We start from the raw sequence: 21,934 nt of genomic DNA on the forward strand, positions 1-21,934 counted from the left end.
GTATCTGTACACCGCCCCGCGACGACGCACCGCTAGCACGTGCCGAGCGGGACGGTAACCCAGCGCCCGGTCTCTTCCCGGGCGCGCCCCGGCCGGGGCATGACCACCCGAAATCATCCGCTTGAACAAGGGAAGAGTCATGCCCGCATCCCCATCCGTCACCATGACCCCGTCGATGACCGCGCTGCTTGACGCACTGTCCGCCCAGAATGGCGCCAGCGTCACCGAACTGGCTAAGCGCGCCAGCCTCGGCCGCTCCACCACCGCCCGCGTCCTGGCCGTCCTCGAGAAGAAGGGTCTCGCCCGGCGCGAGCGCACCGAACGCGTGCCCGATCTGTGGTTCGCCGCGCACGTCGCAGCATCCGCAAACGACGAGTCCGTCGAGCCCACCAGCGCGAGCCACGCCGCGCCGGACGAAGGATCCGACTACGCCGAGCCTGCATGCGAGTCAGTGCCACAGAACACAGACCCCAGCACTCAGGAGGGCCAGCGACAGCCCGAGGAGGAGACCGAACCGGATCCCTCGCCCGCCGCTCCGAACGAGGACGGGGGTGAGCGCGTGCCGCAGGAAGCCGAGGGGCCCGGATCCCCGACCCCGGAAGTCGGCGGCGAGCAGCCCGAACAGGCCGTCGAGAACGACCAGGGCGAGCAGGCACCCGAATCCGCCGACGAGCCGGACGTGCCGGTCGAGGACGGAGGCGAGCCTGCGGTGCCGGAGGTCCCTGGCGCGGCAGCGTCCGGGACGGATGCGCCGCGCCTGGCCAAGGGCGGACTGCGAGCCTTGGTGGTCGCCCACCTTTGCGCGCACCCTGCCGAGGATTTCACCGCCTCGAAGCTCGGGCGGGTGCTGGGGAAGTCGAGCGGCGCAATCTCCAACGCCCTCGACACCCTCGTCAAGCTCGGGCAAGCGGAGATGACCTGCGAGAAGCCGCGCGCTTTCCGCCACCTCGATGACGCAGGATCCTGACCGAGAGCCCTGCGCCCGTCGCGCGAACGGAGTGCCGCGCGCGGCGGGCCCTGATACGAAAGCCAGGGCTTCGATGGCTCTGTCTCTTACCACCCTCGATATCGCCTGCGTCCACCTGCACCGGATGGGCGAGCGCTCCCACCGTGTGTTCGGCCTGGCCATCCCGCACCTGGCGCTGGTCGCCGCCGACCTGACCGCGCACCTGATCGAGATGCCCGACGGGATCCCGGACGCGGCGGGCAGCGCGCAACTGCGCAAGCATGCGGCCGGGGTCGGCGCGGTCGCCGCCGCCTATGGCGTTGAGGCGTGGCTCGGGTTCGTCAGCGTCCCATCGACGGGTTTCGAGCGGCTCGCGCCGGATGATCTGCCGCGCGCATCCGAGATGCCGGACCGGATCGAGGGGGTGGTCACCAGCGCCGTCTGGCCGGGCGGGGACGTGGTGCGCCACCGCATCACCGTGATCACGCGCACGCCGTACGGTTCCGTGCTCGGCCAGGCCCGGTGGTTCGCGGCGCGCGACTACGGCACCAATTGGTGGCTGGAGGGCCTGCTGGCGCCGTGACGGGCGCTGGTGCCGTCTGGGGCCGGCGGGAAACACCTGTGGGTGTTCCCGCCGCCCCGGACGGCTTCGTGTCCCGGTGCCGTGCGCAGGGCGGGGGTCGGTAACTGCGGGCTTCGGTCAGACGGTGATGTGTCGGTGCCGGGCCCCAGTTCCTTCATTTTCCGGCGTCTGTCTCACGGCTCGCGTGAGCCGTGGCCAGTTGGGTTCCCGAGGTGTTTATGAGCGCCGAGCGAGAGCGCGTTTCCGACGTCCGCCGCGTCTGTTTCCTCCGCGGCCCGGTCGCGCTCAGCTCTGCTCGCCAGCGTGCGTCGAGGGTGGGGCTGGTGCGCGCTGGGCCTGGCGCACCCGTGCGAGCGGCCAGCCGGTCAGCTCGGCGACGGATTCGAAGCTCTCCCCGGCCGCGAGGATCTTGCGCACGGCCGCCGCGGCCTGCTCGTCGAAGACGGCGGCGTCGCTCTCGGCTTTAGTCCGCACCGTCGCGGCCTTCGCCTCAGCCTCCTCGCGCAGTCTCTCCGCTCTGCTCGCCGCGGCGGTGCGGACCTTCTCGGCCTTTTCGGTCGCCGCGTGGAACGTGGTGACGAGAGCTTCGAGGGCCTTTTCGCGCGCGGCGAACTTCTCGGCGCGCTTGGCCATCACTTCGGCGGCGCGCCGAGTAGCGCTGCGGCTGCCTGCGCTCGCCGGCGTCCTCGTCACGTCCCCGACGCTACGGCGGACCCGGGCCTGCGACGATCACAGCGGTCCGTCCGAGTGAACGACGCCGCCCCGCCCGCGGGCGGCGGGCGGGGCCGACTGTCGGGTCGAGCCGGGCGGAATAGTCCGCACGGTAATTCCAGCTACGATGGCTGGCGTGACCGTGCGTCGTGACGTACCGCACTTCGCGGTGAACGAGTCCGGGATCAGTGCGCCGGTGCTCAAGCACGTGTTCGCGCACACTGACGAACTCGTGATCGCCACCTCGACCTGTGAGGTGTACCCGACCGGGATCGCCTTCCGGCTTCTGATTCTTAGCAAGCCGCCGATCGACTTCGTGCACGAGTTCGCCTTCGGTATCGGGCAGCGTCGGCACGCCGGAAGCCTCGACCTGTCGGGCATTGCGACTTTCCCAGACGGATCCGTGCAGCCGATCGTCTTCGGCGACTTCGGCGGCGCCGGCGGGTCGACGGCGCACCGTTCCGACTTCCGGCTCTGGATGCCGCTGCCCGACGACGCCGTCAAGGCCCAGGTCCGCTTGACCTGGCCGACTACACGGGTAGATGACACGGCAGAGGTTGACCTCCACATCTTCCACCTCGTGCTCGACTCAGAACCCGCCCGGGATCCGGATCTCTAAATTGCGCAGCAGCGTGGCCGACTACGTGCCGGGAGACCTCGCAGTGGTCGGTATGTTGCCCGCCACGCTCTATCGAGGCCGACGCAAGAGAGCTACCGTGCCGCTTCGCTGCTGGTTCGCCTTCTCGCGCAGGACCTCGTTCTCCATGGTCAGTACGTTCACAGCCCTTGTGAACGCCTCCGACTCCTCCAGCTCGATCCGCCATAGCGGAAAAGCCCTACTCCGCGTGGGGTGCGGCGTAGGGCTCACGCTAGGCCGATCAGCCCGCGTGCGCAGGCGTTTCCGGCGGATCACGACGCCGCCAGGCGGGCCGATTCCTGGTCGTTGCCTGGGCTGCTTAGGCACGCCCGCTGGCGTCGGCGGACCGTCTAGGGACGGGCGGGGGCGTCAAGGCGTTGGCCGAGTCCGGCGACCGCGTCCGCGTCGTGGTGGACGGTGACCTCGAACAGCCCTGAGACGAGTGACTCGGCCATCACTAGGCGCAGGTCCACCGAGGCCCCGGCACCGGTGGTCACGGCGCCCGGCAGCGGGACGAGGCGCGGCTCGCTGAAGGAATCCGTGGAAGGCTCGGCGACCTGTCCGCGCACTGCGACGTTCGCCCAGCGGCGCGGGGCGAGGAAGACGAACCCGCCAGCACGAAGGTTAGGACACTGGGCTGCCGCTGTGGCCGCGCAGGAACGGCAGACCGGCGGATCCATAGTCAGGTATGGCGCGTCGGGGCCGAGGCGTTCGAGGTGAGCCTGCCAAGCGGGGGCCGCGGTCATCCACAGCGAGGCGGGCGCCGTGCAGATCTGGCAGGCACCTCTCAACATCACCCTGCGGTGTCTGGTCGGATGCACGCGCGCGAAGTGGGGCTGGCCTTCGCCCGGCGCCCAGGTCACCCGCCGCCACAGGATGCCATGACGGTCGCGGTCCTGGCTCTGCTCGTCGGGGTAGACCAGCGTCGGGGTGCGGCCGGGGCCCGTGCGCAGGACGGGCGTGGCCTCGGGGTCGGCCAGGACGTCCTCGGAACTCCAGGCTGTTATGTAAGGCACAGTTATTCCCCGATAGGTGCGGAGTGCTTGTTCCGCGCTGCTCATCGCACGGCCCTGCGGCAGATGCGGTCGGTGGGTTCTGCGTACGGGCAGGTGTGCGGGTGTGAGGGGCTGTTCATGCTCGGCTCGTTTCGGTCGCGACGTGCGCTGTCAAGGGGTGGGCGGGATGGTGCGGGCGAGCAGGCGGGCGGTGAGGGCGACGGTGGGGCGCAGGAATTCGATCCAGCCGTCGGTCAGGTGCAGCCAGATGCCGGCCACGTGCAGGTGGCCGTCGGGTTCGACGAGGTGCAGGACCGCCGCGGCCGGGCTCGTGCTTCCGGGGGCGGCGCCGCGGCCGTAGGTGAGGATGAGTGAGCCGGGTGCGCAGGCGGTGTCCTCGGCCAGGGGAAGGGCGTCGAACTCGCTGCACCACGCGGCGCCGACGGCGGTGATCAGGATGCGCTCGCTGTCGGCGGGCGGGGGCCCTGTCTGCAGGGTGCGAGCGTCGATCTGGCTGTCGGGGCGCGGGCGGATGACGCCCGGGGTACCGGGCGTGATCAGTACGGTGGGCCCGGGTGGAGTAGTCATCGTCTCGCTTTCCAAGGCTGTATCGGGTGGGCCGGGGTCGGTGGCGCCGAACCGGGGGCGCCCGGCGCGAGGCGGAAGCCGTTGCCGGCTGGGCGCGGGTCACCGGCTCAGTTCGCTCAGGCGGGCGGCGTGCCTGATGGCGTGGGTGATGCCTCCCTCCCGGGTGTGGACTCCGGCGCGCACGGCGCGGGTGGATGCGGGCAGAGCCACGGCGAGCAGCCGCGGATGTCCCGTGCGCGCGATGGCCAGGCCCCACAGGCTTCCGGTGACGGACTCGATCTCGGCGAAGGGGATCACGTGGGTGCGCAGCACGTTGCTGACGATCAGTGCGTCGCGGCTCATGGCGATCCGGGCGCGCCCGAGGTATCCCACCCCGAGTGCGTCGAGCCCCGCCGCGAGAGCGGTTTCCACACCGAGCCTCCAGTTGAGCCCTACTGCGTCGGCGAGCAGCGTGTAGGCGTGCAGGAGGGCGAGGCTTGCCTCGCAGACGGCGGCGAACGCAGCGGAAAACGCCCAGAACGTCGGCAGCCACTCACGTGTGAGCTCCCTGTCTTGTTGCGGCATCGCCTGGTGCTCCTTGACTTTCGTGGGATGCATGGCGGGCAAGGACGGTGGGCTCGACGCAGGCGGGCCCGGATCCGGCGGCGCGTGCTCGGGCTACGCATCGCGGTCGGGGTCGAGTCCGGCGGGGTCGGTCAGCGCGTCGAGGAACGCGGTGATCGCCTCGCCGGGCACCTGGGTGGTGAAGAGCGCCTCCCACTCCCGCCGGTGAAGGCCGTCGGGGAAGCTGGCGCGGTAGTGCGGGCCGACGGCAAGGAACTGGCCCGGGATCTCGGGCGGGGCAGCGCTGTAGACGAGGTGCAGCACGCCGTGGGCGCCGGTGTAGGTCGCGGTGCGCACCGCCCGCGTCCAGCCGCGCGCCTCGCAGGCGGCGAACACCGCCTGCGCCCCGTCGTAGGCAGCGCCGGCGAGGTGGCCGGGGTGAGCGCCGCGGATGCCTGCCGGATCGGTCAGGACGCGGATGAACGCGGCGATCGCCTCGGCGGGGACGTCGTCGCCGAAGTGCGCGGCCCATCCGCGTTCCCCTCCGGGTTCGGGTCGGTACTCGGCGACCCACAGCCGGTCGGCATCCTGCAGGTAGCGCTCGGTCTCCGGCCCGAACTCCAGATGGCAGCGCCCGTCCGGGGACGTCAGGGTCACGGTGGAGGCCTCGTCCTCGGACCTCGTCCATCCGGCGGCGCGCGCTGCTTCGAGAGCCGGGGCGGGTATCCCGCCGCCCGCCGCGTACGGCGGAACGAGCAAGGGCGCAGGAATGGGGAACGCAGGGGTCATCGATGCCTCCAGGGCAGACGTGAGGTGTTTTCGGCGGTGCGACCGCGCCGCCGGATCGATATCCAGACACAGACATCTATGGGCGTCAAGCCGCGCGGCTATCGCTCGATTGAGCGATAGCCGCGTCATCGGCGCGTCCGGCGCGCGGGCCTCGACGAACAGCGGAACCGACCTGGGGCGTAGCGCACCTCAAATTGCTCAGTACATATAGCTAAACTTATTGATTATTGGACGCGCCGATGTCGAGGGTCTCGGCCAGGCGCTCGATCCAGTTCTCGAGCCGGTTGGCGACCTCGATGCCGTGGTCGCCGCGGGCTTCGTCGTAGTCCCGGTAGTGCGCGGGGCGGATCTCGCCGTCCTCGTCGGTGTATGCGGTGCGTACGGCCCGCCACGCGTCCTCGAGGGCGCGCATCTCGGCGAGCAGGTCGAGGCCGGCGCGTGCCCGGGTGGTCGCCTGGGTGCTCGGGGTATAGGTCATGGAGTGCTCTTTTCAAGGATTCAGATCGTGGTGGCGGGTTGCGCCAGGTTGACGGGCAGGGGTTCCTCGCCCGGCGCGCGCGGATGCCGCGACCGGGCTCGGGATCGACGGCGGTTGGGTCCTCGGCGGCGAGGAGGAAGGAGAGCCGGTCGCGGCCCGGTGACGTAGAGGGCTGCGGAGTAGCTCCAGGCGAGGCGCGAAGTGTGCCGCGGTAGGCGGTGGCCCGGCCGTGGTAGGCGGCGGGCATGCCGATCCGGGCGGTCGGGTGGACCGGTGGCGGTGCGGAGGGCGCGGCAGGGTTCGCGGGAACGGGCACGGGTGGTGTCTTCGCGTTCTGCGGTAGTGCGGGGTCAGTCGGTGGGGGCGTTCGGGCAAGTCGCGGTGTGGCCGGGGTCGGCGCGGAACTCGACCAGCTGCGCGCCGCCCTGCAGCGCGGACTCGGCCAACAGCTCGATCAGCTCACCCGTGACGACCTCGGCCCGCGTGTGGACGAGCTGGTCGTCGAGAACGCGGGACTCGTGGCCGACTTCGCCGAGGCGCGGAAGCGCGCCGATGAGCTCGTCCGGCAGCTGGCCGAGGTCCAGGACGACCTCGCCGGAGCCCGGCTGAGCCTTCGTCGGATGATCTGGGAGAACAACCAGCCCGGCCCCGGCTGACCCGGGCCGCCGCCGAAAGCGCGGGGCCGCCGCCGACCTGGTCGGCGGCGGCCCCGCGCACTACTTCTTGGGCTCCTCGCGGCGGGCGCGGCGCAGCAGCTTGCCGCTGGCCAGCCGCTCCAGGACCGGCACGAGCAGCTTGATGGCCTGCAGCCGGTCCTTCTCGGCCGTCTTGGCCACCAAGAGCACCACGGTGACGCACACCGCGATCCCCAGCACCACCACCGCGACAGCAATGAGGACCGCCGGATCCGCGAGCGCGCTGGCCCACCCCGTCATACCCATGGACATCGCCCTGCCGGGCATCTCCCACCTGCACCTTCGTCTGGCGAACTTCGACAGGGCTATGGTGTTTTATCGACTAGGGAGGTCACTGATCGATAAATTGCGCGAGGGTCTGAGCAAGGCGCTCCGGCATCCGGTCGGCGAAGGCGCGTGGCGCTACCTGGTCCGCATGGGGATCGTCGGTGAAGCCGAGTTGATGTCGTCCACCGAGGCCGTGCCCTACCTGGTGCAGGAGTGGCGGGAATTGCAGTCCGCCCGCGACTCGCCGACCGGCACCCCGGTCCGGCTGACGCTGCGCGACGCAGCGCTCGAAGCCCGCACCGACGCGCTCTCCGCGATCTACGCGACATGGGCTGAGCGCGACCCGGCCCTCGACTCGTTCCGGCGAAGTGCTCTGCGACGCCGCGATCCCGACGCCCTGCGGGCATATGCGCTTAGCCGAGGCCCTAACCCCGGAGTCGAGCTCTTGAGCGAGGACGAGGCCCCCCGGTGGGTGCGTGAGCAGTACGACGCCATCAAGACGGCCGGCGAAGGGCTCGACCGGGTCACGGAGCTGATTCAGCGGGAGCAGAAGATGGGCCGGAACGACCTTGCGCTCCTGCAGTACTTCGACGACGGAGAACTGCGCAACCTCTCGGTCCCCCACATCGGTCCCCTCGGCGAGCTGGCGAAGGTGTCGGAGAAGCTCGCCGACGAGTACAGGTGGAGCAAGCCTTGGGCGGCGCACTTCGCGCTCACCGGCGCCCGGCCGAGAGTCATCGCCTACTCCGCCACGGCGGAGGTGCACTACGGCCTGCCCACCGCGGCCGCGACACGCGTCACGATGGTCCTCGACCCCGCTTTGCCGGCCTCCCGGGTCGCCGAGCTCTACGCCGACCTCCGAGCCCGACTCGAAGCAGATCCGCCGCGCCGCACCCAGTCGCTCAAGGCGTACCGCCTCGCCGAGCACGTCGGACCCCACGTGGCCAGCTTTCCCGCGGTGCAGCCTCCGCCCGGTCCCGGCCGCCCCCGGACCACGAACCCGCCCGGAGGGTTCGTGTACTACACCAGACCCGTCGGCGGGCACACATGGTCAAGCCTGCGCCGTGCATGGAACGAGCGCTACCCGGACCTCGGTGAAGACGGCGCCGACTGGAAGTACCCCCACCAGCAGAACTTCACAAGAGACGCCCAGGACGTGCTCAAGCGCCTGCTCGACCCGCGGTGGGGACTCAAGAACCTGCCTCGTCGGCTACGCGACTGACCTGCACCTGTAGCCGCTGATCAGGTACTGACGCCATCCTGTTTCCGTCGGGGTCGCGCCTCGCGCCCGACGTACATGGGAACGCCGCCCGCGGCGAAGACGTCGGTGTCGTCGGCGAGCCGCACGTAACCCACCATGCGTTCATACGGCACGTCAGGATGCACTTGCCCGAGGCTGGCAACCTTTTGCGCGAGGAAAAAGAACTTGGCCGGGATGTCACCCGGCTCCAACCGGTACGGAAGCTGGGTCTCCAGGCTCTTCGGACTGTCGAAAACGGCGCGATTTCCACTTGAACCGGGCAGCTTCAGACCCCACCCGACGATCGTAACTGGGCGGTCGCCGAGGTTGTAAGCCTTCAATATCACGAACTGATCCATCTTCAAGCCGCCATTGCCCGGCAGCTCATACGTCACATATTCGCCGACCATGCGCACTTGTATGCGCGGTTTGCCAGAGGCGGAGGAGCGATGCCCGTAGTACCAAGCGATCGGCACTGCGATCGCTCCGGCGGCCGCGCCGACTATCCCCGACCACAAGCCAACGTCCATCGCCCGCTCCCTCCCACCGGCCCGATCGGGCTCTCGCCGATCCAGGGTACGGCCGCGCAGAGCGGACGTCTGCCGATAGACACATCTGCTCGGGGTCGCAGGGTTCTGTTGGATCAGCGGGATCGCCACTGGCGCCGAGCCGGACTTCCGGGCAACCGTGCCGCAACGTAACTTATGTGGCTGAAGAGCCTACGCAGCTACGACATGGCTCTTGTGCTTGACAGGTACAGATAGGAGCGAGGCTCGGGTGTAGTCGGGGCTGATCTGGACCAGGTCGGGGGTGATGCCGAGGAGGGCGGCAAGTTCCCGGGCGCAGGCTTCGGCGCGCTCAGTCCAGCGCTCGTCGCGCCAGGTCGGCGGGTGGGTGCTGTCGCGGCGGCGCCGGTCGGCGGTGTGCAGGGCGCGGACGGTGATGCCGCCGGGCATTGGGGTCGCGGTGATGTTCGGCATGGGGTGGCTCAGATTTCTTACATGGATGTTAAGTGATGGCGATTTGGTGACGTGCGTTTCGGGTGACGCTGTAGGCCCGGGTGGTGGTCTCGAGACGGTCGAGGGCGTCGTGGTGGCGGGCGGCGAGGGCGAGCAGCTCGTCGTGGCGTCCGGTGAGCAGGTGCTCGGCGGGTCGGGCATCGGCCAGCTCCTGGGCCGCGGCCTGCAGGTCGCCGATCGTGTGCTTGATCCGACGGGCGAGCTGAAGCTGGCGTTCGCCGGCGCGCACCGCCGCGTCGTGCAGCAGCGCGGTCAGCGGGTCGCACCCGGGAGTCTCCGCCTCCTGCCGCAGGTTCGCGGGCCCTTCGCGCCCGAGCAGTCGGGTGAGGATCAGGTCGATGGCCGGGTGGTAGACGGTGGCGGGTGCCGGAGTTCCGGTCACGTGGCAGAGCCTTTCTTCGGGTGGGTGCAGCGAGGAGGGGCTGAGAGGTGGCCGGGCGTCGGTTGGCGCGGTGCCGTGAGCTTTTCCGATCGCCCGGTCACGGTCGGTTCGCGTCCGTCGAGGCTCAGGGCGCTTCCCGGGGATCCTCGGTGCTCTCCTCGTCGTCGGCGGCGGTGACGGCGCGCAGGATGGAGGCCGCGTGGTTGAGGATGTGCCTGGTGGAGCTCAGGGCCTCGGCGGTGGCCTCTCGGGTGCCGTGGGTGGCGAAGGTGGTCATGGCGTAGGTCAAGGCGTGAGCGATGTGGTTGGCGGCATCGGCGAGCAGGTTCAGCAGTTCGTCGCACTCCTGCTCGGTGAACGCGGTCGCGCTCCAGCCCACGCGCCCGGCGGATGGGCTCGCGCCGGTTGCGGGCCTTGCGAGCACAGCCTGGTTGAGCCGCTGCGCAGCGGCGCCGAACGCTCGGGCGAGGTGGAGCACGCCGGTGCTGTGCGCGGCGTGTTCGGGTGTTTCACGGGGCGAGGTGTCGATTCCGGCCATCACCCGCAGTACGCGCAGCGGGGTGGCGTAGTCGGCGGTGATCGTGTGGTGGGTGCGGCGGTCGGTGATGTGGAACTCGTCTTCCTCCGGGCCCCAGGTGATCCGGGCGGCGTCGTCGGGGCTGGCCAGTTGGGCCCCGAGCAGCTCGTCGTGGCTGTGTTCCTCGGTGTGGATCCAGCCGCGGGCTTCGAGGTCCGCGATCAGCTCGGCGACCTCGGTGCAGGCCTCGGCGTTTCGGCGCGCGTCCTCGCCGGCCCGGGCGATCTGCTCCACGACGTCGATGGGCAGCACTGGGCTGATTGCCCGCCAGCACACGCACGTGTCCGGCCCGTACGGCGCGTTTCCCGTGAGGGTCAGCATCGACGTGGCGCCGACGGCTTCGATCCGCACGGCCAGCTCGCCGACCGGGGCGGTGAAGGTGATGCTGGTCAGTCCTGTGATCAGAGCCGAAGGCTCGGGACCGGTGCTCTCCCAGCCGTGCGCGTAGAGCGCGTTGATCAGAATCAGGTGCGGCGGCCGGAACATGGTCGAGGTCACGCGGTTCTCCGGGGTCTGGGTGTGGTTGGGGCGTGCGGGCGGGTTCATGCGGGGTCTGCGTCGTCGGTGAGGGCGAGCGCGGCGATCACGGCGCCGGGGGCGGTCGCGTCCGTGTGGGCGTGGGCGCGTTCGCCGCTGCTGGTCACCACGTCGGCGCGCGAGATGATCCACGGGCCGCGCTGCAGGCGGCCTCGGTGGCGCAGGTACTGGAGCGAAGCCCAGCGCACGGTCTCGGGGTCATCGAGGATCAGGGCACGTGTGCCGTAGTCGGTGCCCAGAACCGGGCCTCGCAGCCAGCCCGCCGCGCGCAGGTGCGCGATCGGTCCGGTACCCGAGGGTCCGGTGTGCGCCGCGCGGCAGGCGGCGACCAGGATGCCGACGGGCATGTCGGTGGCTTCGGCGTGCCAGAGCGCGGCGCGGGGATCGGCCGGGTCGAGGCGCACGATGCTCGTGCTCGCTCGCGAGGCGCGCCAGTTCGCGGTCACCAGGATCCGCCGGCCGGGGCTGGCCAGCAGACGGAAGCTGATGTCCGTGAGCATTCTGACGGCCTCGCTCCCGCCGAGCTCGAGGTCGATCTCCTCCCATCCCTCGGCGGTCAGCAGGTCGGTGAGCTTGGCGAGTTCCAGGGCGTGGTCGCGAGGTATCACGGTGGTCTCCCTCATAGGTGCAGGTGCGGTGGTGCCGGGCGTAATCGGCCGGTCGTGGTGGGGGTGGTTCTAGTCGCGGTGGAAAGGGCAGCGGCTGCGGTGGGCGGGGTCTGCGACGAGTTCCTGGGCGAGCGGGAGTGTGACGGCGTTGCGCTGCCTGGCGCGGTGCTCGAGCAGGTCGCCGAGGTCGGCGAGGTGGCGCAGCGCGGTGAGCGGGACGTGGTTGCCGCATTGCGGGCAGGGGCCGAGGCACAGCAGGCGGGCGGGGTCGTTGTCCGCGGCGATGAACGCGTAGACGCCGTGGTCGGTCACGGTCAGCCGGGTCCAGGCCCGGCCGCCCTCGGTGCGCGTCGGATCGGCGCTGACGGTGATCCGATCGCGGGTGATGCCGAGGATCGCGGCCAGCCGGTGGGCGGATGCCTCGCGCGCTCGGCCCACTGTGGGTCGCGCCAGGTCGCGGGTTCGGCGGTATCGGCAAGCCGGAGCGCTGCGGCGTGGCGGGCTCGCTCGCCCAGGGTGGGCGTGCGGTCGAAGAGTTTCGGCATGGGGGTATCACCAATCGGTGCTCGAGAGAGAGTGGGCCGGGGCCGGGATCCGGCCGGAGGCGGACCTAGGTTTCCGGGCTCGTGACGGTCAACGCGGTGATGAGCGCGGTCACGAGGTGGCGGGAGGTGGCGAGGTCGGCGTGCAGAGTGTAGGGCGCGCCGTACAGGTGCAGGTCCCATCCCGCGTGCAGGTCCGCTCGGGTGGCGCCGGGGACGCACCAGTGCAGTTCGGCCAGCCGGTAGGGCGGCGTCGGGATCTCCCACTGGTAGTAGGACTCGCTGTGGTACCGACCGCGCGGGAATCCGGTGCACGTCTCGCGCCGATAGTCGAGGCGCGGCAGCACGGAGATCGGATCTGCGGCGGGTGTGTCCGGCGGGAGCACGGCGGCCGACAGCAACTGCGGCAGGATTGGCAGCGGGCACTGGCCGGTCACCGCCCACGGCAACGCCGCGTCGGGAGTGGCGGTCAGGGCGATGGTGGCGTAGCGCTCCCGCAGCTCGTACCCCTCCAGCTCCACCTCGAGTTCGCCGGCGGCGAGGTGGGCGGCCTCGTGCGGCGCCGCCCACGCCCCGACGAACAGCGCGCCGTTCGCCAGGAGCGGGGCAGGCTCGGCTCGGGGTGGCGCCGGGTGCCATCCCGCCGCGCGCGTGAATGCGTTCAGCAGCTCGGTGAGGTCGGACACGACTGGCTCTCCATCGTTCATCAGGTGCGCAGTTGGCTCGGGCGTGTGTGGTCAGGCGGTGGTGGCGAGGGCGGCGATCACGGCGCCGGGGGTGGCGGGGCTGGTGTGGGCGAAGGCGCGGGTCCGGGCGGTGGTAGTCACATCGGCGCGCACGATCAGCCAGGGTCCGTGGTCGGGGCCTGCGGGTGTGGGCAGGTAGGTGGCGGCGGCGGTGCGTGCGCCGGAGGGATCGCTGAGGATGACCGGCAGCAGGGTGATCGCAGCAGTCGCCGACTGCTGGCGGGTCCATCCGGCTTCGCGCAGCAGCCTGAGGGGTCCGGGGCTTTCGCCCGGTTCGGTGGCCGCCTCGGCCGCGGCGGCGAGGATGTGGACGGGGAGGTTGTCGGCCTGGGCACGCCAAAGCGGGATCTGCGGGTTATGCGGGTCAAGGCCCTGGATCTCGGTGCAGGCGTGCTCGGCGCGCCAGTTCGCGCTCAGCAGCACTCGCCGTCCGGGGCTGAGCAGCATCCGGTAGGCGATCCCGGTCAGCTGCAGGGCGAAGTCGGTTCCCTCCAGGCCGGCCTCGATCGCTTCCCAGCCGCGCGCGGTGAGGTGCGCGGTCAGGTGATCGAGGTCTGCGGCGTAGTCGCGGGGAATCATCTCGGTCTCTCCTTCGTCTCGGTCAGGCGGGGTGGTTGGCGGCGGTGAGGATCGCGTGCATCCACGCGCTCATCCCGTCGCAGTTCTGGCCGGGGTCGGTGTGGGTCTGCGGGGCGAGCAGGCGGCCGAACGCGCCGTCGATGATGCGGGTGAGGCGGAAAACGCTCAAGCCGTCGGCGCGTACGGCGGTGGTGATGATCGCCTCGTAGGCGCCGGGCATCTCGGCCGGGTGGGGGCGGTCCTGGGCTGGCAGGCGCGCGGCGGCCTCGGTGACCACGCCGCCGACCCAGGCCTCCCCGGTCACGATCAGCGCGGCAGCCCGTACCGCGCGGGCGCGGGACGCGAGGCGTTCCGGTGCCATCGGTGTGCCGTCGAACAGGACCTCGACGGCGGCCTCGCCGTGCTCGGGCAGGTAGATCAGCGTGGTCTCGGTGCGGCCTTCGGCGCGCCAGCGTCGCTGGCTGAGGTCGTGAAAGAACTCTGCTTCGGCGGTCAGCCGGGTTTCGTGGAGCATGGCGCGGATCCTTCGTCATCAAGAGGTTGGGTGCGGGTGCGGTCGTGCTTCGGCTTCGCCGTGCCGTCCGGGATTTAGAGGAGGGTGGCGGCGTCGCGGGCGTCGTGGTGTCCGGGCAGGGCGAGGGCGACGAACACTTCGGTGGAGAACCAGGCGTCGATCGCGTCGTCGTCGGGGTACTCGGTGAGCTCCTCGCAGCGTGCGCGGACGTGGTCGGCCAGCGCGCGGCGGAAGGTGGGTCCGCTCAGGTGCGCGGCTTCGGGTGCGTCGGGGGCGTGCTCGGGCCAGAACAGCAGCGTCCAGCGCCCGGATTCGCCGGCCGGGTCGCGGCTCGTGACAGGTGAAGGGGTGAACATGGCGGGGTGGTAGAGGCGCAGTAGGGCGCCGGTGGCGGCGGCTTCCTGCCCGGTGAGATCGGGTGGGGTGGCAAGGTTCACGGCCCGCCCGCCGGGCAGCGGGATCGCCAGGTGCCCGGGTTCGGGGGTTCGTGCCGAGGTCGTGAGCACAGCGGGGTCGTGGGCGGGTGGTGTCGGACGGGTCGGGGCTTCGGGTTCGGACTCGACGGTGCTCAGTGGGGCGCTGTACACGGCGATCGCGTGCTGGAGGCGGGCGATGTACGCCTTGACGGTGGTTTCCTTCACCGTGGGGTTGAGTTCGGTGAAGCGGCGGGCGACCTTCTCGAGGTCGAGCGCGGTGAGGTTCTGGTCGGCGAGGTCGGGCAGATCGCGCAGCAGCCTTTTGACGGCGTAGATGTCGTTGGCGATGGTGCGGGGGTGCCGTTCGCCACGTTCGCGCGCCTGGGTAAGGAAAGCTGGTAGGTCCGCGACGGTGCCGGGAAGGTCGACGCGCGAATTCAGGCTTTCGCGCAGGGCGCAGATGGCCACGGTGACGGTGCGTTCGTAGGCGCGCAGCGTGGCGGGTACGAGCGTGGGGTTCGCCGTCGCCGCCGCCTTGGACAGTGCGCCGATGTCGAGGTCGTCGATGCGAGTGGCGGGGTCGATCAGGTCCGGGTCGAACAGAGTGCGGCACGCGAGGTGGAAACGCTCGCGGGTGGCGGGGCTCGCGTGCGGAAAGCTGCGGGGGTCGGCGAGAAACGCGGACAGGTCGATCAAGGTGACACCGTTGGTGCGCGGTGAAGGGGCTTCGTGACGGGTTGCGGGCATCGGGGGTTCTTTCTCGTGCAGGTCGAGTGGCGTGGGCTCGAAGGTCAGGCGGCGGGGTGCTCAGCCGGGTTGAGCAGGTGAGCAGCCTGGTTCAGAAGCCGGATCTGTTCGCCGCGCTCGAGGCGGTGCAGGTGGCCGGGCAGTTCCGCGGTGTGCAGGCCGGCTGCTCGGGCGAGCGCGGTTTCCGGGCCGTGCTCGCGCGGGATGCTCAGGTGCCTGCTGTTGCCGGCAAGCAGGTGCAGCACAAGGTCGTGGTGCGCCGGAATCGCGCGCAGCCGCTCGGCGGTCTCAGCGAGGGTCTCGGCGACCTTCGCACGGGCGAGGTCGGCCGGAGTGCGCGAACGCACCGCGGCGACCGCGTCCTCGATCGCGCCGGGATCGATCTCTCTGCCCCAGGGCACGTCGACGATCGCGGGGGTGAACCGGCCGTAGTTCGGGTACGCGCCGTCGCGCACCTCGATCAGCAGGCCGTCGCGGTACAGCAGGTAGATCAGGTCGATGCCCTCGGGTACCGAACTACGAGTGATCAGCGCGGCATGGCCGGGCCCGGCGCTCCCGCCCGGTGGCAGCACACTCGCCGCGGAGGCATTGCCAAGGAGCTGGGCGGCTTCGGCGCGGGCGTGGGCGGCGAGCGCGGCCTCGACATACGCGGGACTCGGGGAACCGTCGTCCTGGTGGCAGAAGCAAGAGCCGACCGGGGCCGGGGCGCGCCGGGGGCGGATCTCACGGTCCTTTGATGTGGCCGCGCCCAAGTACCGCCACCCGCCGGGGTGGGCGTTGATGAGTTCCGCAGCCGCGCGGCGCAGCCCCTCGCGTGAGCGGTAGCGCACGGCAAATAGGTCCAAGATGATCCGGGCGGTGGCTGACGGTCCGGGTGCGTGGTGCAGGTAGCGTCCCTGGAACGCGCCGCCTCCGGCCGGTACGGCGATCACGGCGCCGTCCGGTTCCTGCGCGAACTCGTCCCCGGCCAGAATGCCGGGCTCGAGGGTTTCGGTGCTGGTCAACGTGGATTCTCCTTCGAGAACGAATCAGGGTGAATGAGCGGCACCGCACCGGGCGCGGGCGTGCCAGTGCTAGAAGGTGGCAGGGGGCTGCGGGAAGAGTCCTTGCGCGCTTTCCGGGGACCAGGGGCGCTGCGGTCGGGCGGTGGCCATGCCGGTTGGTCACAGGGTGCGGTAACCGTGATCCGGCAGCTGCCGTACGGCGGCCTCGAACAATTCAGCCTGGGTGTCCAGGCTCGCGCCGCTCAGATGTTCGGGCAGCGCGTTCGAGCTGGTTCCGGCGGCACGTGCGAGCGCGTCGTGGGCGAGGGCCATCCCGAGAGTGGAACGGGAGTTCCAGCGCACCAGGTCCAGCGCGTACTGCCCGCGCGCGCTCCTTCTCAGCTCTCGTGCCACCTGGGCGAGCATGTGCCGGGCATCGTCGCGCAAAAGGTCCTCGGGGCCGCGGGCGCGGATGGCGGCCGCGGCGGCGTCGATCTGCTCCCGGTCCGCCTCACCACTCCAGCCGATCTCGCCGACCTTCAGGCGCCGCGCGCCGTTGGCGCCGTCGCACACGGCGACCGTGATCCCCTCGGAGTGCAGGAGGAAGACATAGGCGACGCGGGCGGGCAGCTCCTCGCGGGAGTCCATCAGTCGGGGGGTGGAGTTCGTCGGCTCGAAGCTGTGCGGCATCGCGTTCTTGGGAGGCTCGACGGCGTAGGGTCTGGACTGCTCGCCGCGATGGAGCATGCCGAGTAGATGCTTGAGGAACTCGGATCTCACCTGGCCGTCAGAGGTGTGGCAGTAGCAGGATCCTGCGGCGGCGGGCCTGCGCCGGGCCTTGATCTCCGGGTCCTTCGCGGTAGACACCCCGAGGCGTTCCCATCCGCAGGGGTGCGCGTCGATCAGCTCGCTGACTCCGGTGCTCATCCGGGTGCGGGCGCTCGATCGGGCGGTGACGGTCTCGCGGATCAGCCGTGCGGTTTCCGAGGGCCCTGGGGCGTGGTGCAGGTAGCGTCCTTGCCAGTAAAGATCCGGGTTGTGGCGGTCCGGGCGGGAGATGACGGCTGCGGTCGGTTCCGGCGTGCCGGTGTGCGGTGTCGCAGGAGTAGGTGCTTCGGTTTCTTCCGTCGTGCTCATGTGCGTGTCCTGTGTCAGGGGCGGGCGATGAGGTAGGCGAGGATCGCGCGGGCGGCGCGGTGACGCTTTACGCGGGCGGGCGTGTGCTCGCAGGTGACATACGGGTGCGCGGCGATCGCCGGTACGGCGATGCGCAGCCAGGTGCCGGGAGCGAGCGAGGTGTAGCGGGTGACGAGGGCGAACGTGTCGGGGATCTGCTCGTGGTCGGCGAACAGGACGAGGTCGACCTCGCCGCCGGCACGTTCGGCGAGCGCGAGCCACAGTGCGCAGCCAGGCTCCGCGCTCTGCGCACCGCCGTGGTGCCAGGTTCCGGCCAGGTACGGCGCACCGGTGTCGGAGGTGTGCAGCGTGCGGATGGCAAACGACCAGCCGGGTGAGGGAATCGGGTCGTGCCCACCCAAGCGGGTCATCGTGCACTGTTTCGCGGCACGGTCCGTGCGGTCTCGGCGAGGTACCGGATGACCGCGCGACGGAACCCGGAGGTGTACTGGGTGATCGAGGCCGGCGCCAGATCGCCGCGGCGCGCCCGGCGGTAGTGGGCGATCGCGTCCTCGACGTCGAGGGTTTTCAGGTCGGTGTCGTAGCCGTCCGGGAGCTCGGCGAGCACCTTGCGGGCCCCGTGCAGGTACGCGGTCGCAGAGGGCCGTCTCACCCGGCCGGTGCGCCGGGCCCAGGCCCAGTACTCCAACACGTCGCGGCCACACGGGCGCTCGGGAACGGGCTGCTCGGCCCACATCGCCCCTGATCGCGCGGCCTGGTAGGTCACGGTCGTCAGGAACCCGCGCTCTTGCGGACGGATGTTCGCATCACCCGCGTGCGGGGTCGGGACCCAGACTCTCGCCCCGTGCGGGGCGAGGCTGATGATCGTTCCGCGCCAGCGCGCCCCGGTGCCCTGGTCGATCAGCCCGACGTCCAGCCCCTCGCTCATCTCCGCCCGCGTCAGCCCTGTGCTCACGAGTCAGCCGCCTGCCGGTACGCGGCGTCGAGCAGGTGTTCGTCAGCGCGCAGATCCTCCCAGGTACGCCCGGACAGCTCGCTCGGCCACGATGGTGTGCCGGGAAACGTCCACCACCCGCCGTCGAGCACGCTCGGCCCGGTGCCGGGGCGCAGGTAGTCGTTGGGGAACTCCTCGGCGAAGCGGGTGAGGGCGAGGGCTACGGCGGTTGCGAGGTTGGGGGCGTGCAGGACGTAGGTGTGCGGGCACGGTGTCTCCTCGTCGGAGTCGTCCAGGCTCACGGTGTAGCTGGGCAGGGTGGGCAAGGGTGGGAGATTGTGGCTGGTCACAGAGCGTTCGAAGTCACTCGGGGCGCCGTCGGATTCGTGCGCGCCGAGCCAGTTCTGCTCGAGTAGGTCGAGGTCGCCGGCGAGGTCGGGGTCGGGCGGGCGCCCGTGCCGTGCGCGCAGTCGGCCGATCTCTTCGCGCAGTTCTCCGTAGGGCAGGGTGAGCGAGTGCTCCGTGGTGGTGACGGTGTTCCAGGTCACGGTGACCGGAAGATCGTCGGGTATCAGGGTCGTGTCCATCACAGGGTCCTTCTTGTCTTGGGTGGGTCAGTTGGCCGGGTCGGTGTCCCAGGCGTGGGCTTCGCGCATTTCGCGGGCGCGCTCGGCCATCAGGTCGAACCGGACCCGGGCGGTTTCGCGGGTGTAGGAGGCGCGCCCGATCCCGCGCCAGTCGCCGTTCACGCGCACCTCGACGCGCAGCCCGGCGGGGGTCACGAGGTACGCGTAGCGGGCGGTGCGGCATTGCCCGGGGGTGAGCATCAGGGCGTCGATGGCGCTGACGGCGACCGACTCGGGGTCGTGGCAGCGGCACGCGCCGAGGCGATCCTCGGCCGGGGCGATCTGCTCCCAGCACACGTGCTCGTCGATCAGGGAGCTAGCAAGGGCGGTAATGCCGTCTGTGCCGCGTTCGGTGTAGGCGTCGTGGGCGAGGCGGTGGATAGTCGGGCCCAGGTCGACGGGGGCGCCGTAGCCGAGGACGTAGCGGCCTTGCCAACTGTTTGCGTGGGGGCGGGCGATCACGGCGGTGGTCGCGGCGGGAGTGCTCATGGCGGTGCGCTTTCTCGTTCGGCTGGCGAGGCGGGTCAGATCGGGGAGCTCGCGTGGGCGGCTGCTTTGGCGATCTACTCGACCGCTGGGTCGGGTCGTCCGGCTCGATGAGGATTCCGGTCGTGTCAGAAGGTCAGGGCGAGGGCGGCGATGACGCCGGGCGGGGTGGTCAGGGCGGCGCTGATGGGCGGGCAGGAGCGCATGACGTCGCGGTGGATCAGCCAGCCCTGGTCGGGACCGGCGTTCATCCGGATCACGCCGCGCGAGGCGTCGGGCAGGGACCAGGTGGTCACCAGTTCGGGCTCGCCTGTGCCGTGCTGGGCCGGGGTCCTGTGCCAACCGGCCGCGTCCAGGCGGGCCTGGACGTCAAGCCCGGGGTCCTTCAAGGAGTGCCTGGCGGCGAGGATCGCTGCGGCGGGGATCAGCCCGGGGCAGCTCGCCCACCACTCCGCTTCCCAGAAGGGTCCGATCATGGTGCGGGTGGGCCAGTGCGAGCCGTACTCCGCGCGGGCGAGCAGGAGGCCGGCGGGGTCGGTGACCTCGAAGGCGTGCTGGGAGCCGGTGACCGGTCGTGGTGTCCGGCGTCTGTCGGTGAACCCGGCGGCGATCAGGTCCCTGATCCATTCCTGGAGTTCGAGGGCGGCGGTGAAGGTGGTCGGGCCGGTCATCACGGCGGCGATCGCGCGGTGTGAGGTGGTGGGTGGGAAGTCGGCGGGGTCGTACGAGGTCATCAGGTTCTCCTGGGGGTGGGCGCCCGGCGGGATCGTTCCGCCGGGCGCGGCGGTGTGTGGCGGGTTCAGCGGGCTGCTGCGGCGGCGAGGGCGCGGGTGGCTGCTTTGGCGATCGCTTCGGGCGCCTCGGCCGGGTCGGCCAGGTGCAGGCAGGTCACGCCCGGGGGGACCTTCGCCGTGCCGGTGGGATCCAGCCACAGCACCGCGCAGCCGGAGGCGATCAGATGCTTGATGCGTTCGCGAGCGCCCTGGGTCTCGGCCGGTTCGAATTCGGCGTCGGAGGCGACCACGAGGAGGCGGGCGGTACCGGGGGCGGAAAGGCCCAGGGCTCCGGTGAGCGCGTCGATCGACTCGGTGATCCGGTGGCACCCGGGGTGCGCGTTGAACTCGGTGACCTGCGCCGGTGGCTTGCCCGGGCGGGTGATCACGGTGACCTGGGTGGCGAAGGCGATCGTGGCGGAGGCGTTGTCGACGCCGGCCTGGTAGGTCGCGTTCGCCATGATCCAGGCGGCGGAGGCGACCGGCTTTGCGAACGCCTGCATCGATCCGGAGACATCCGCGAGGATCCCGACGCGTACCGGCGGGTTCGGCAGGGCTTTGCGAGCTACGTGCACCCATGGCTCGGCGCTGGGCATCGCTCCGGCGGCTCGCTGGGCCTCGCGGGCCAGGGCCGCGCGCATCCCGAGGCGTCCGGGCGGGGCGATCGAGGTGCTGCGGATCTCCTGGCGTTCGCGGGTTCCGGCTTGGCGCAGGGCGCGCCCGAGGCGGGCGGTGGCCGCCTTTTCCTTGGCGCTCGGCCTGCGCACACCGGTGATCGGGGTGTGGGCGGAGCGGTCGTTCGGGTCCGGGGCGGGGGTGCCGAACACCCGCTGCCCGGCTCTGCTGGCCTGCTGCGCTCGGCTGCGCGCCTGCGCGCGGGGGCTCGGGGTCGGTACGGCCGCCTGCTTCGCGACCTTCCGGGCTGCGCGGCGCACCGCCGCGCCGATTCGCCCGCCGCCTGCTGCGGGTGCGCCGGGGCCCTGCTGCGCGCCCGCGTTCTGCTCGTCGGGGGCGGGCTGCTCGGCCTCGACGTCCAGCGTCTCGCACCACAGCGTGCCCAGGTGCAGCATCGTGGCGGCGTCCTCGTCAGCCACGGTGTGGGCGGCGGTCCAGATCATCTTGAGGCGGTTGAGCTTGTCGTGTCCGATCACGCGGCGTACCTCGTACTCGACCGGTACGGCGATCCCCTTCGGCACGATCCCGGCGTCGGCGCGGGCGGTGATCAGCCCTGCTGCCATGCCCGCCGCCCAGGGGGTGTCCGGCAGTGTCGTGGGGAAGCTGGGCAGTACCAGCTCCGCCACGCACGCCCCGAGCCATCGGGTATCTCCCGGGCGCGATTGGAGCAGGCGGGCCTCGGCGCGCGATTCCTCGAGCATCTCGGCGGCCTCTGCTGCGGCGCTGCCGCGCTTCTCGCGCGGGGCCTCCCATTTGGAGTGGCGGGCGTGGGCGGCCTCGTGGGTCAGCGCGCCCCACGCCGCCGCGTAGCGTTCACGGTCGCCGAGGATGTCAGGGTCGATACTCGCCGGGTCGATCCGGCCGAACGCCTTCGCCTCGATCTCGATCTTCGCCTGGTCCGGGTAGAACACGGCCTTCGCCCCGGCGCGGGTGCCGCGCGGGCGCACCTCGACCATCAGGTCCGCGCGGGCGGCGATCGCCCCGACCTGGTAGGACAGCGCCGCACCGACTCGCAGCCACTCGGCCGCACGCTTCTTGTTCGTCTTCCTGACCGGCCTCGTCGGGGCTGTGCCCGGTCCCGCTTTCGCGGCGACCGTTCGAGCCATCGCGGAGGCCAGGTGTCCTCGCATCGCCGTCAGGGCGGGGTCCGGGGCGCGGTGCACGTGGGATCCGACACTCAT

General features: G+C 71.0%; 30 protein-coding genes. 5 read left to right on the forward strand and 25 right to left on the reverse strand.

The genetic code is table 11. From position 1 onward, the window contains the following. Nucleotides 1-139: 139 nt before the first annotated feature. Together ACTRO_RS05855 and ACTRO_RS05860 are read left to right on the forward strand one after the other, a co-directional pair. Complete coding sequence (locus ACTRO_RS05855) at nucleotides 140-967, forward strand: MarR family transcriptional regulator (protein ID WP_084316001.1); 828 nt, start codon at nucleotides 140-142, stop codon at nucleotides 965-967. A 73-nt stretch (nucleotides 968-1,040) separates the two neighbouring features. Further along, nucleotides 1,041-1,529: a hypothetical protein gene (locus ACTRO_RS05860; RefSeq protein WP_034261745.1), complete on the forward strand. Its 489-nt coding sequence runs from the start codon at nucleotides 1,041-1,043 to the stop codon at nucleotides 1,527-1,529. 285 nt (nucleotides 1,530-1,814) lie between these two features. On the opposite strand, the gene ACTRO_RS05865 is transcribed toward ACTRO_RS05860, so the two are convergent. Continuing rightward, nucleotides 1,815-2,222: a hypothetical protein gene (locus tag ACTRO_RS05865; RefSeq protein ID WP_157435803.1), complete on the reverse strand. Its 408-nt coding sequence runs from the start codon at nucleotides 2,220-2,222 to the stop codon at nucleotides 1,815-1,817. A gap of 154 nt (nucleotides 2,223-2,376) precedes the next feature. On the opposite strand from ACTRO_RS05865, the gene ACTRO_RS05870 reads away from it, so the two are divergent. After that, complete coding sequence (locus ACTRO_RS05870) at nucleotides 2,377-2,859, forward strand: hypothetical protein (RefSeq protein ID WP_034261752.1); 483 nt, start codon at nucleotides 2,377-2,379, stop codon at nucleotides 2,857-2,859. A gap of 368 nt (nucleotides 2,860-3,227) precedes the next feature. Here the strand turns inward: ACTRO_RS05870 and ACTRO_RS42815 are convergent, their stop codons facing one another. The 5 genes from ACTRO_RS42815 to ACTRO_RS05895 form a co-directional block, all read right to left on the reverse strand. Beyond that, on the reverse strand, nucleotides 3,228-3,893 hold the full coding sequence (locus ACTRO_RS42815; RefSeq protein ID WP_051450375.1) for a hypothetical protein: 666 nt from the start codon (nucleotides 3,891-3,893) through the stop codon (nucleotides 3,228-3,230). A 150-nt stretch (nucleotides 3,894-4,043) separates the two neighbouring features. After that, on the reverse strand, nucleotides 4,044-4,460 hold the full coding sequence (locus ACTRO_RS05880; RefSeq protein ID WP_034261755.1) for a hypothetical protein: 417 nt from the start codon (nucleotides 4,458-4,460) through the stop codon (nucleotides 4,044-4,046). Nucleotides 4,461-4,559: 99 nt separating this feature from the next. Beyond that, nucleotides 4,560-5,024: a hypothetical protein gene (locus ACTRO_RS05885; protein ID WP_157435805.1), complete on the reverse strand. Its 465-nt coding sequence runs from the start codon at nucleotides 5,022-5,024 to the stop codon at nucleotides 4,560-4,562. Between the two features lie 93 nt (nucleotides 5,025-5,117). Then, complete coding sequence (locus tag ACTRO_RS05890) at nucleotides 5,118-5,792, reverse strand: SPDY domain-containing protein (protein WP_169739821.1); 675 nt, start codon at nucleotides 5,790-5,792, stop codon at nucleotides 5,118-5,120. A gap of 217 nt (nucleotides 5,793-6,009) precedes the next feature. Then, nucleotides 6,010-6,270 (reverse strand): hypothetical protein, encoded by a 261-nt coding sequence (locus ACTRO_RS05895; protein WP_034261765.1) that lies wholly within the window; start codon nucleotides 6,268-6,270, stop codon nucleotides 6,010-6,012. 383 nt (nucleotides 6,271-6,653) lie between these two features. Between ACTRO_RS05895 and ACTRO_RS05900 the strand changes: the two genes are divergently transcribed. After that, entirely contained in the window at nucleotides 6,654-6,926 is a 273-nt protein-coding gene (locus ACTRO_RS05900) for a hypothetical protein (protein ID WP_051450376.1), read from the forward strand. A 60-nt stretch (nucleotides 6,927-6,986) separates the two neighbouring features. Here ACTRO_RS05900 and ACTRO_RS05905 read toward each other — a convergent pair whose 3' ends face one another. Further along, complete coding sequence (locus tag ACTRO_RS05905; RefSeq protein ID WP_157435807.1) at nucleotides 6,987-7,211, reverse strand: hypothetical protein; 225 nt, start codon at nucleotides 7,209-7,211, stop codon at nucleotides 6,987-6,989. Here ACTRO_RS05905 and ACTRO_RS05910 point away from each other — a divergent pair. After that, nucleotides 7,210-8,454 (forward strand): hypothetical protein, encoded by a 1,245-nt coding sequence (locus ACTRO_RS05910; RefSeq protein WP_157435808.1) that lies wholly within the window; start codon nucleotides 7,210-7,212, stop codon nucleotides 8,452-8,454. The two genes, ACTRO_RS05905 and ACTRO_RS05910, sit on opposite strands and share 2 nt — an antisense overlap. Before the next feature lie 20 nt (nucleotides 8,455-8,474). On the opposite strand, the gene ACTRO_RS05915 is transcribed toward ACTRO_RS05910, so the two are convergent. The 18 genes from ACTRO_RS05915 to ACTRO_RS06000 all read right to left on the reverse strand — a co-directional run bounded on the left by ACTRO_RS05915 (nucleotide 8,475) and on the right by ACTRO_RS06000 (nucleotide 21,934). Beyond that, nucleotides 8,475-9,002 (reverse strand): hypothetical protein, encoded by a 528-nt coding sequence (locus ACTRO_RS05915; RefSeq protein WP_034261774.1) that lies wholly within the window; start codon nucleotides 9,000-9,002, stop codon nucleotides 8,475-8,477. A 189-nt stretch (nucleotides 9,003-9,191) separates the two neighbouring features. Beyond that, entirely contained in the window at nucleotides 9,192-9,452 is a 261-nt protein-coding gene (locus ACTRO_RS05920; RefSeq protein WP_157435810.1) for a hypothetical protein, read from the reverse strand. A 28-nt stretch (nucleotides 9,453-9,480) separates the two neighbouring features. Then, a complete protein-coding gene (locus ACTRO_RS05925; protein WP_034261781.1) occupies nucleotides 9,481-9,873 on the reverse strand; it encodes a hypothetical protein in 393 nt (130 codons plus the stop codon). A gap of 124 nt (nucleotides 9,874-9,997) precedes the next feature. After that, nucleotides 9,998-10,996: a hypothetical protein gene (locus ACTRO_RS05930; protein WP_034261785.1), complete on the reverse strand. Its 999-nt coding sequence runs from the start codon at nucleotides 10,994-10,996 to the stop codon at nucleotides 9,998-10,000. After that, complete coding sequence (locus tag ACTRO_RS05935) at nucleotides 10,993-11,595, reverse strand: hypothetical protein (RefSeq protein WP_157435812.1); 603 nt, start codon at nucleotides 11,593-11,595, stop codon at nucleotides 10,993-10,995. The genes ACTRO_RS05930 and ACTRO_RS05935 overlap by 4 nt, the downstream gene beginning before the upstream one ends. A gap of 69 nt (nucleotides 11,596-11,664) precedes the next feature. After that, nucleotides 11,665-12,033 (reverse strand): hypothetical protein, encoded by a 369-nt coding sequence (locus tag ACTRO_RS05940; RefSeq protein ID WP_034261791.1) that lies wholly within the window; start codon nucleotides 12,031-12,033, stop codon nucleotides 11,665-11,667. Nucleotides 12,034-12,205: 172 nt separating this feature from the next. Beyond that, entirely contained in the window at nucleotides 12,206-12,823 is a 618-nt protein-coding gene (locus ACTRO_RS05945; protein WP_034261792.1) for a hypothetical protein, read from the reverse strand. Between the two features lie 51 nt (nucleotides 12,824-12,874). Then, complete coding sequence (locus ACTRO_RS05950; RefSeq protein WP_034261795.1) at nucleotides 12,875-13,462, reverse strand: hypothetical protein; 588 nt, start codon at nucleotides 13,460-13,462, stop codon at nucleotides 12,875-12,877. A gap of 22 nt (nucleotides 13,463-13,484) precedes the next feature. Continuing rightward, nucleotides 13,485-13,976 carry a hypothetical protein gene (locus tag ACTRO_RS05955; protein WP_034261799.1) on the reverse strand — a complete coding sequence of 164 codons (492 nt, stop codon included), beginning with the start codon at nucleotides 13,974-13,976 and terminating at the stop codon, nucleotides 13,485-13,487. A 74-nt stretch (nucleotides 13,977-14,050) separates the two neighbouring features. After that, on the reverse strand, nucleotides 14,051-15,139 hold the full coding sequence (locus ACTRO_RS05960; RefSeq protein ID WP_034261803.1) for a hypothetical protein: 1,089 nt from the start codon (nucleotides 15,137-15,139) through the stop codon (nucleotides 14,051-14,053). Between the two features lie 44 nt (nucleotides 15,140-15,183). After that, nucleotides 15,184-16,143 (reverse strand): hypothetical protein, encoded by a 960-nt coding sequence (locus tag ACTRO_RS05965; protein ID WP_034261807.1) that lies wholly within the window; start codon nucleotides 16,141-16,143, stop codon nucleotides 15,184-15,186. A 159-nt stretch (nucleotides 16,144-16,302) separates the two neighbouring features. Continuing rightward, entirely contained in the window at nucleotides 16,303-17,259 is a 957-nt protein-coding gene (locus ACTRO_RS05970; protein ID WP_157435814.1) for a hypothetical protein, read from the reverse strand. Between the two features lie 14 nt (nucleotides 17,260-17,273). Then, on the reverse strand, nucleotides 17,274-17,669 hold the full coding sequence (locus ACTRO_RS05975) for a hypothetical protein (RefSeq protein WP_034261813.1): 396 nt from the start codon (nucleotides 17,667-17,669) through the stop codon (nucleotides 17,274-17,276). Next, nucleotides 17,666-18,214 carry a hypothetical protein gene (locus ACTRO_RS05980; RefSeq protein WP_157435816.1) on the reverse strand — a complete coding sequence of 183 codons (549 nt, stop codon included), beginning with the start codon at nucleotides 18,212-18,214 and terminating at the stop codon, nucleotides 17,666-17,668. Before ACTRO_RS05980 ends, ACTRO_RS05975 begins: the two co-directional genes overlap by 4 nt. Beyond that, nucleotides 18,211-18,780, reverse strand: a complete 570-nt coding sequence (locus ACTRO_RS05985; RefSeq protein ID WP_034261820.1) for a hypothetical protein — start codon at nucleotides 18,778-18,780, stop codon at nucleotides 18,211-18,213. Before ACTRO_RS05985 ends, ACTRO_RS05980 begins: the two co-directional genes overlap by 4 nt. A 27-nt stretch (nucleotides 18,781-18,807) precedes the next feature. Beyond that, on the reverse strand, nucleotides 18,808-19,308 hold the full coding sequence (locus tag ACTRO_RS05990; RefSeq protein WP_034261822.1) for a hypothetical protein: 501 nt from the start codon (nucleotides 19,306-19,308) through the stop codon (nucleotides 18,808-18,810). Between the two features lie 125 nt (nucleotides 19,309-19,433). Beyond that, nucleotides 19,434-20,039: a hypothetical protein gene (locus ACTRO_RS05995; protein WP_034261824.1), complete on the reverse strand. Its 606-nt coding sequence runs from the start codon at nucleotides 20,037-20,039 to the stop codon at nucleotides 19,434-19,436. A gap of 65 nt (nucleotides 20,040-20,104) precedes the next feature. Next, entirely contained in the window at nucleotides 20,105-21,934 is a 1,830-nt protein-coding gene (locus tag ACTRO_RS06000; RefSeq protein WP_051450377.1) for a VWA domain-containing protein, read from the reverse strand.

Source organism: Actinospica robiniae DSM 44927 (assembly GCF_000504285.1).
GTDB lineage: Bacteria > Actinomycetota > Actinomycetes > Streptomycetales > Catenulisporaceae > Actinospica > Actinospica robiniae.

Excerpts from the sequence above, each read along its gene's own strand:
- ACTRO_RS05895 (WP_034261765.1), bottom strand. The coding sequence starts at position 6,270 with ATGACCTATACCCCGAGCACCCAGGCGACCACCCGGGCACGCGCCGGC.
- ACTRO_RS05995 (WP_034261824.1), bottom strand. The coding sequence starts at position 20,039 with ATGACCTCGTACGACCCCGCCGACTTCCCACCCACCACCTCACACCGC.
- ACTRO_RS05930 (WP_034261785.1), bottom strand. The coding sequence starts at position 10,996 with ATGAACCCGCCCGCACGCCCCAACCACACCCAGACCCCGGAGAACCGC.
- ACTRO_RS05970 (WP_157435814.1), bottom strand. The coding sequence starts at position 17,259 with ATGAGCACGACGGAAGAAACCGAAGCACCTACTCCTGCGACACCGCAC.
- ACTRO_RS05920 (WP_157435810.1), bottom strand. The coding sequence starts at position 9,452 with ATGCCGAACATCACCGCGACCCCAATGCCCGGCGGCATCACCGTCCGC.
- ACTRO_RS05885 (WP_157435805.1), bottom strand. The coding sequence starts at position 5,024 with ATGCCGCAACAAGACAGGGAGCTCACACGTGAGTGGCTGCCGACGTTC.
- ACTRO_RS05880 (WP_034261755.1), bottom strand. The coding sequence starts at position 4,460 with ATGACTACTCCACCCGGGCCCACCGTACTGATCACGCCCGGTACCCCG.
- ACTRO_RS05960 (WP_034261803.1), bottom strand. The coding sequence starts at position 15,139 with ATGCCCGCAACCCGTCACGAAGCCCCTTCACCGCGCACCAACGGTGTC.
- ACTRO_RS05905 (WP_157435807.1), bottom strand. The coding sequence starts at position 7,211 with ATGGGTATGACGGGGTGGGCCAGCGCGCTCGCGGATCCGGCGGTCCTC.
- ACTRO_RS05985 (WP_034261820.1), bottom strand. The coding sequence starts at position 18,780 with ATGGACACGACCCTGATACCCGACGATCTTCCGGTCACCGTGACCTGG.
- ACTRO_RS05950 (WP_034261795.1), bottom strand. The coding sequence starts at position 13,462 with ATGATTCCCCGCGACTACGCCGCAGACCTCGATCACCTGACCGCGCAC.
- ACTRO_RS05955 (WP_034261799.1), bottom strand. The coding sequence starts at position 13,976 with ATGCTCCACGAAACCCGGCTGACCGCCGAAGCAGAGTTCTTTCACGAC.
- ACTRO_RS05975 (WP_034261813.1), bottom strand. The coding sequence starts at position 17,669 with ATGACCCGCTTGGGTGGGCACGACCCGATTCCCTCACCCGGCTGGTCG.
- ACTRO_RS05860 (WP_034261745.1), top strand. The coding sequence starts at position 1,041 with ATGGCTCTGTCTCTTACCACCCTCGATATCGCCTGCGTCCACCTGCAC.
- ACTRO_RS05910 (WP_157435808.1), top strand. The coding sequence starts at position 7,210 with ATGGACATCGCCCTGCCGGGCATCTCCCACCTGCACCTTCGTCTGGCG.
- ACTRO_RS05990 (WP_034261822.1), bottom strand. The coding sequence starts at position 19,308 with ATGAGCACTCCCGCCGCGACCACCGCCGTGATCGCCCGCCCCCACGCA.
- ACTRO_RS05890 (WP_169739821.1), bottom strand. The coding sequence starts at position 5,792 with ATGACCCCTGCGTTCCCCATTCCTGCGCCCTTGCTCGTTCCGCCGTAC.
- ACTRO_RS06000 (WP_051450377.1), bottom strand. The coding sequence starts at position 21,934 with ATGAGTGTCGGATCCCACGTGCACCGCGCCCCGGACCCCGCCCTGACG.
- ACTRO_RS05855 (WP_084316001.1), top strand. The coding sequence starts at position 140 with ATGCCCGCATCCCCATCCGTCACCATGACCCCGTCGATGACCGCGCTG.
- ACTRO_RS05915 (WP_034261774.1), bottom strand. The coding sequence starts at position 9,002 with ATGGACGTTGGCTTGTGGTCGGGGATAGTCGGCGCGGCCGCCGGAGCG.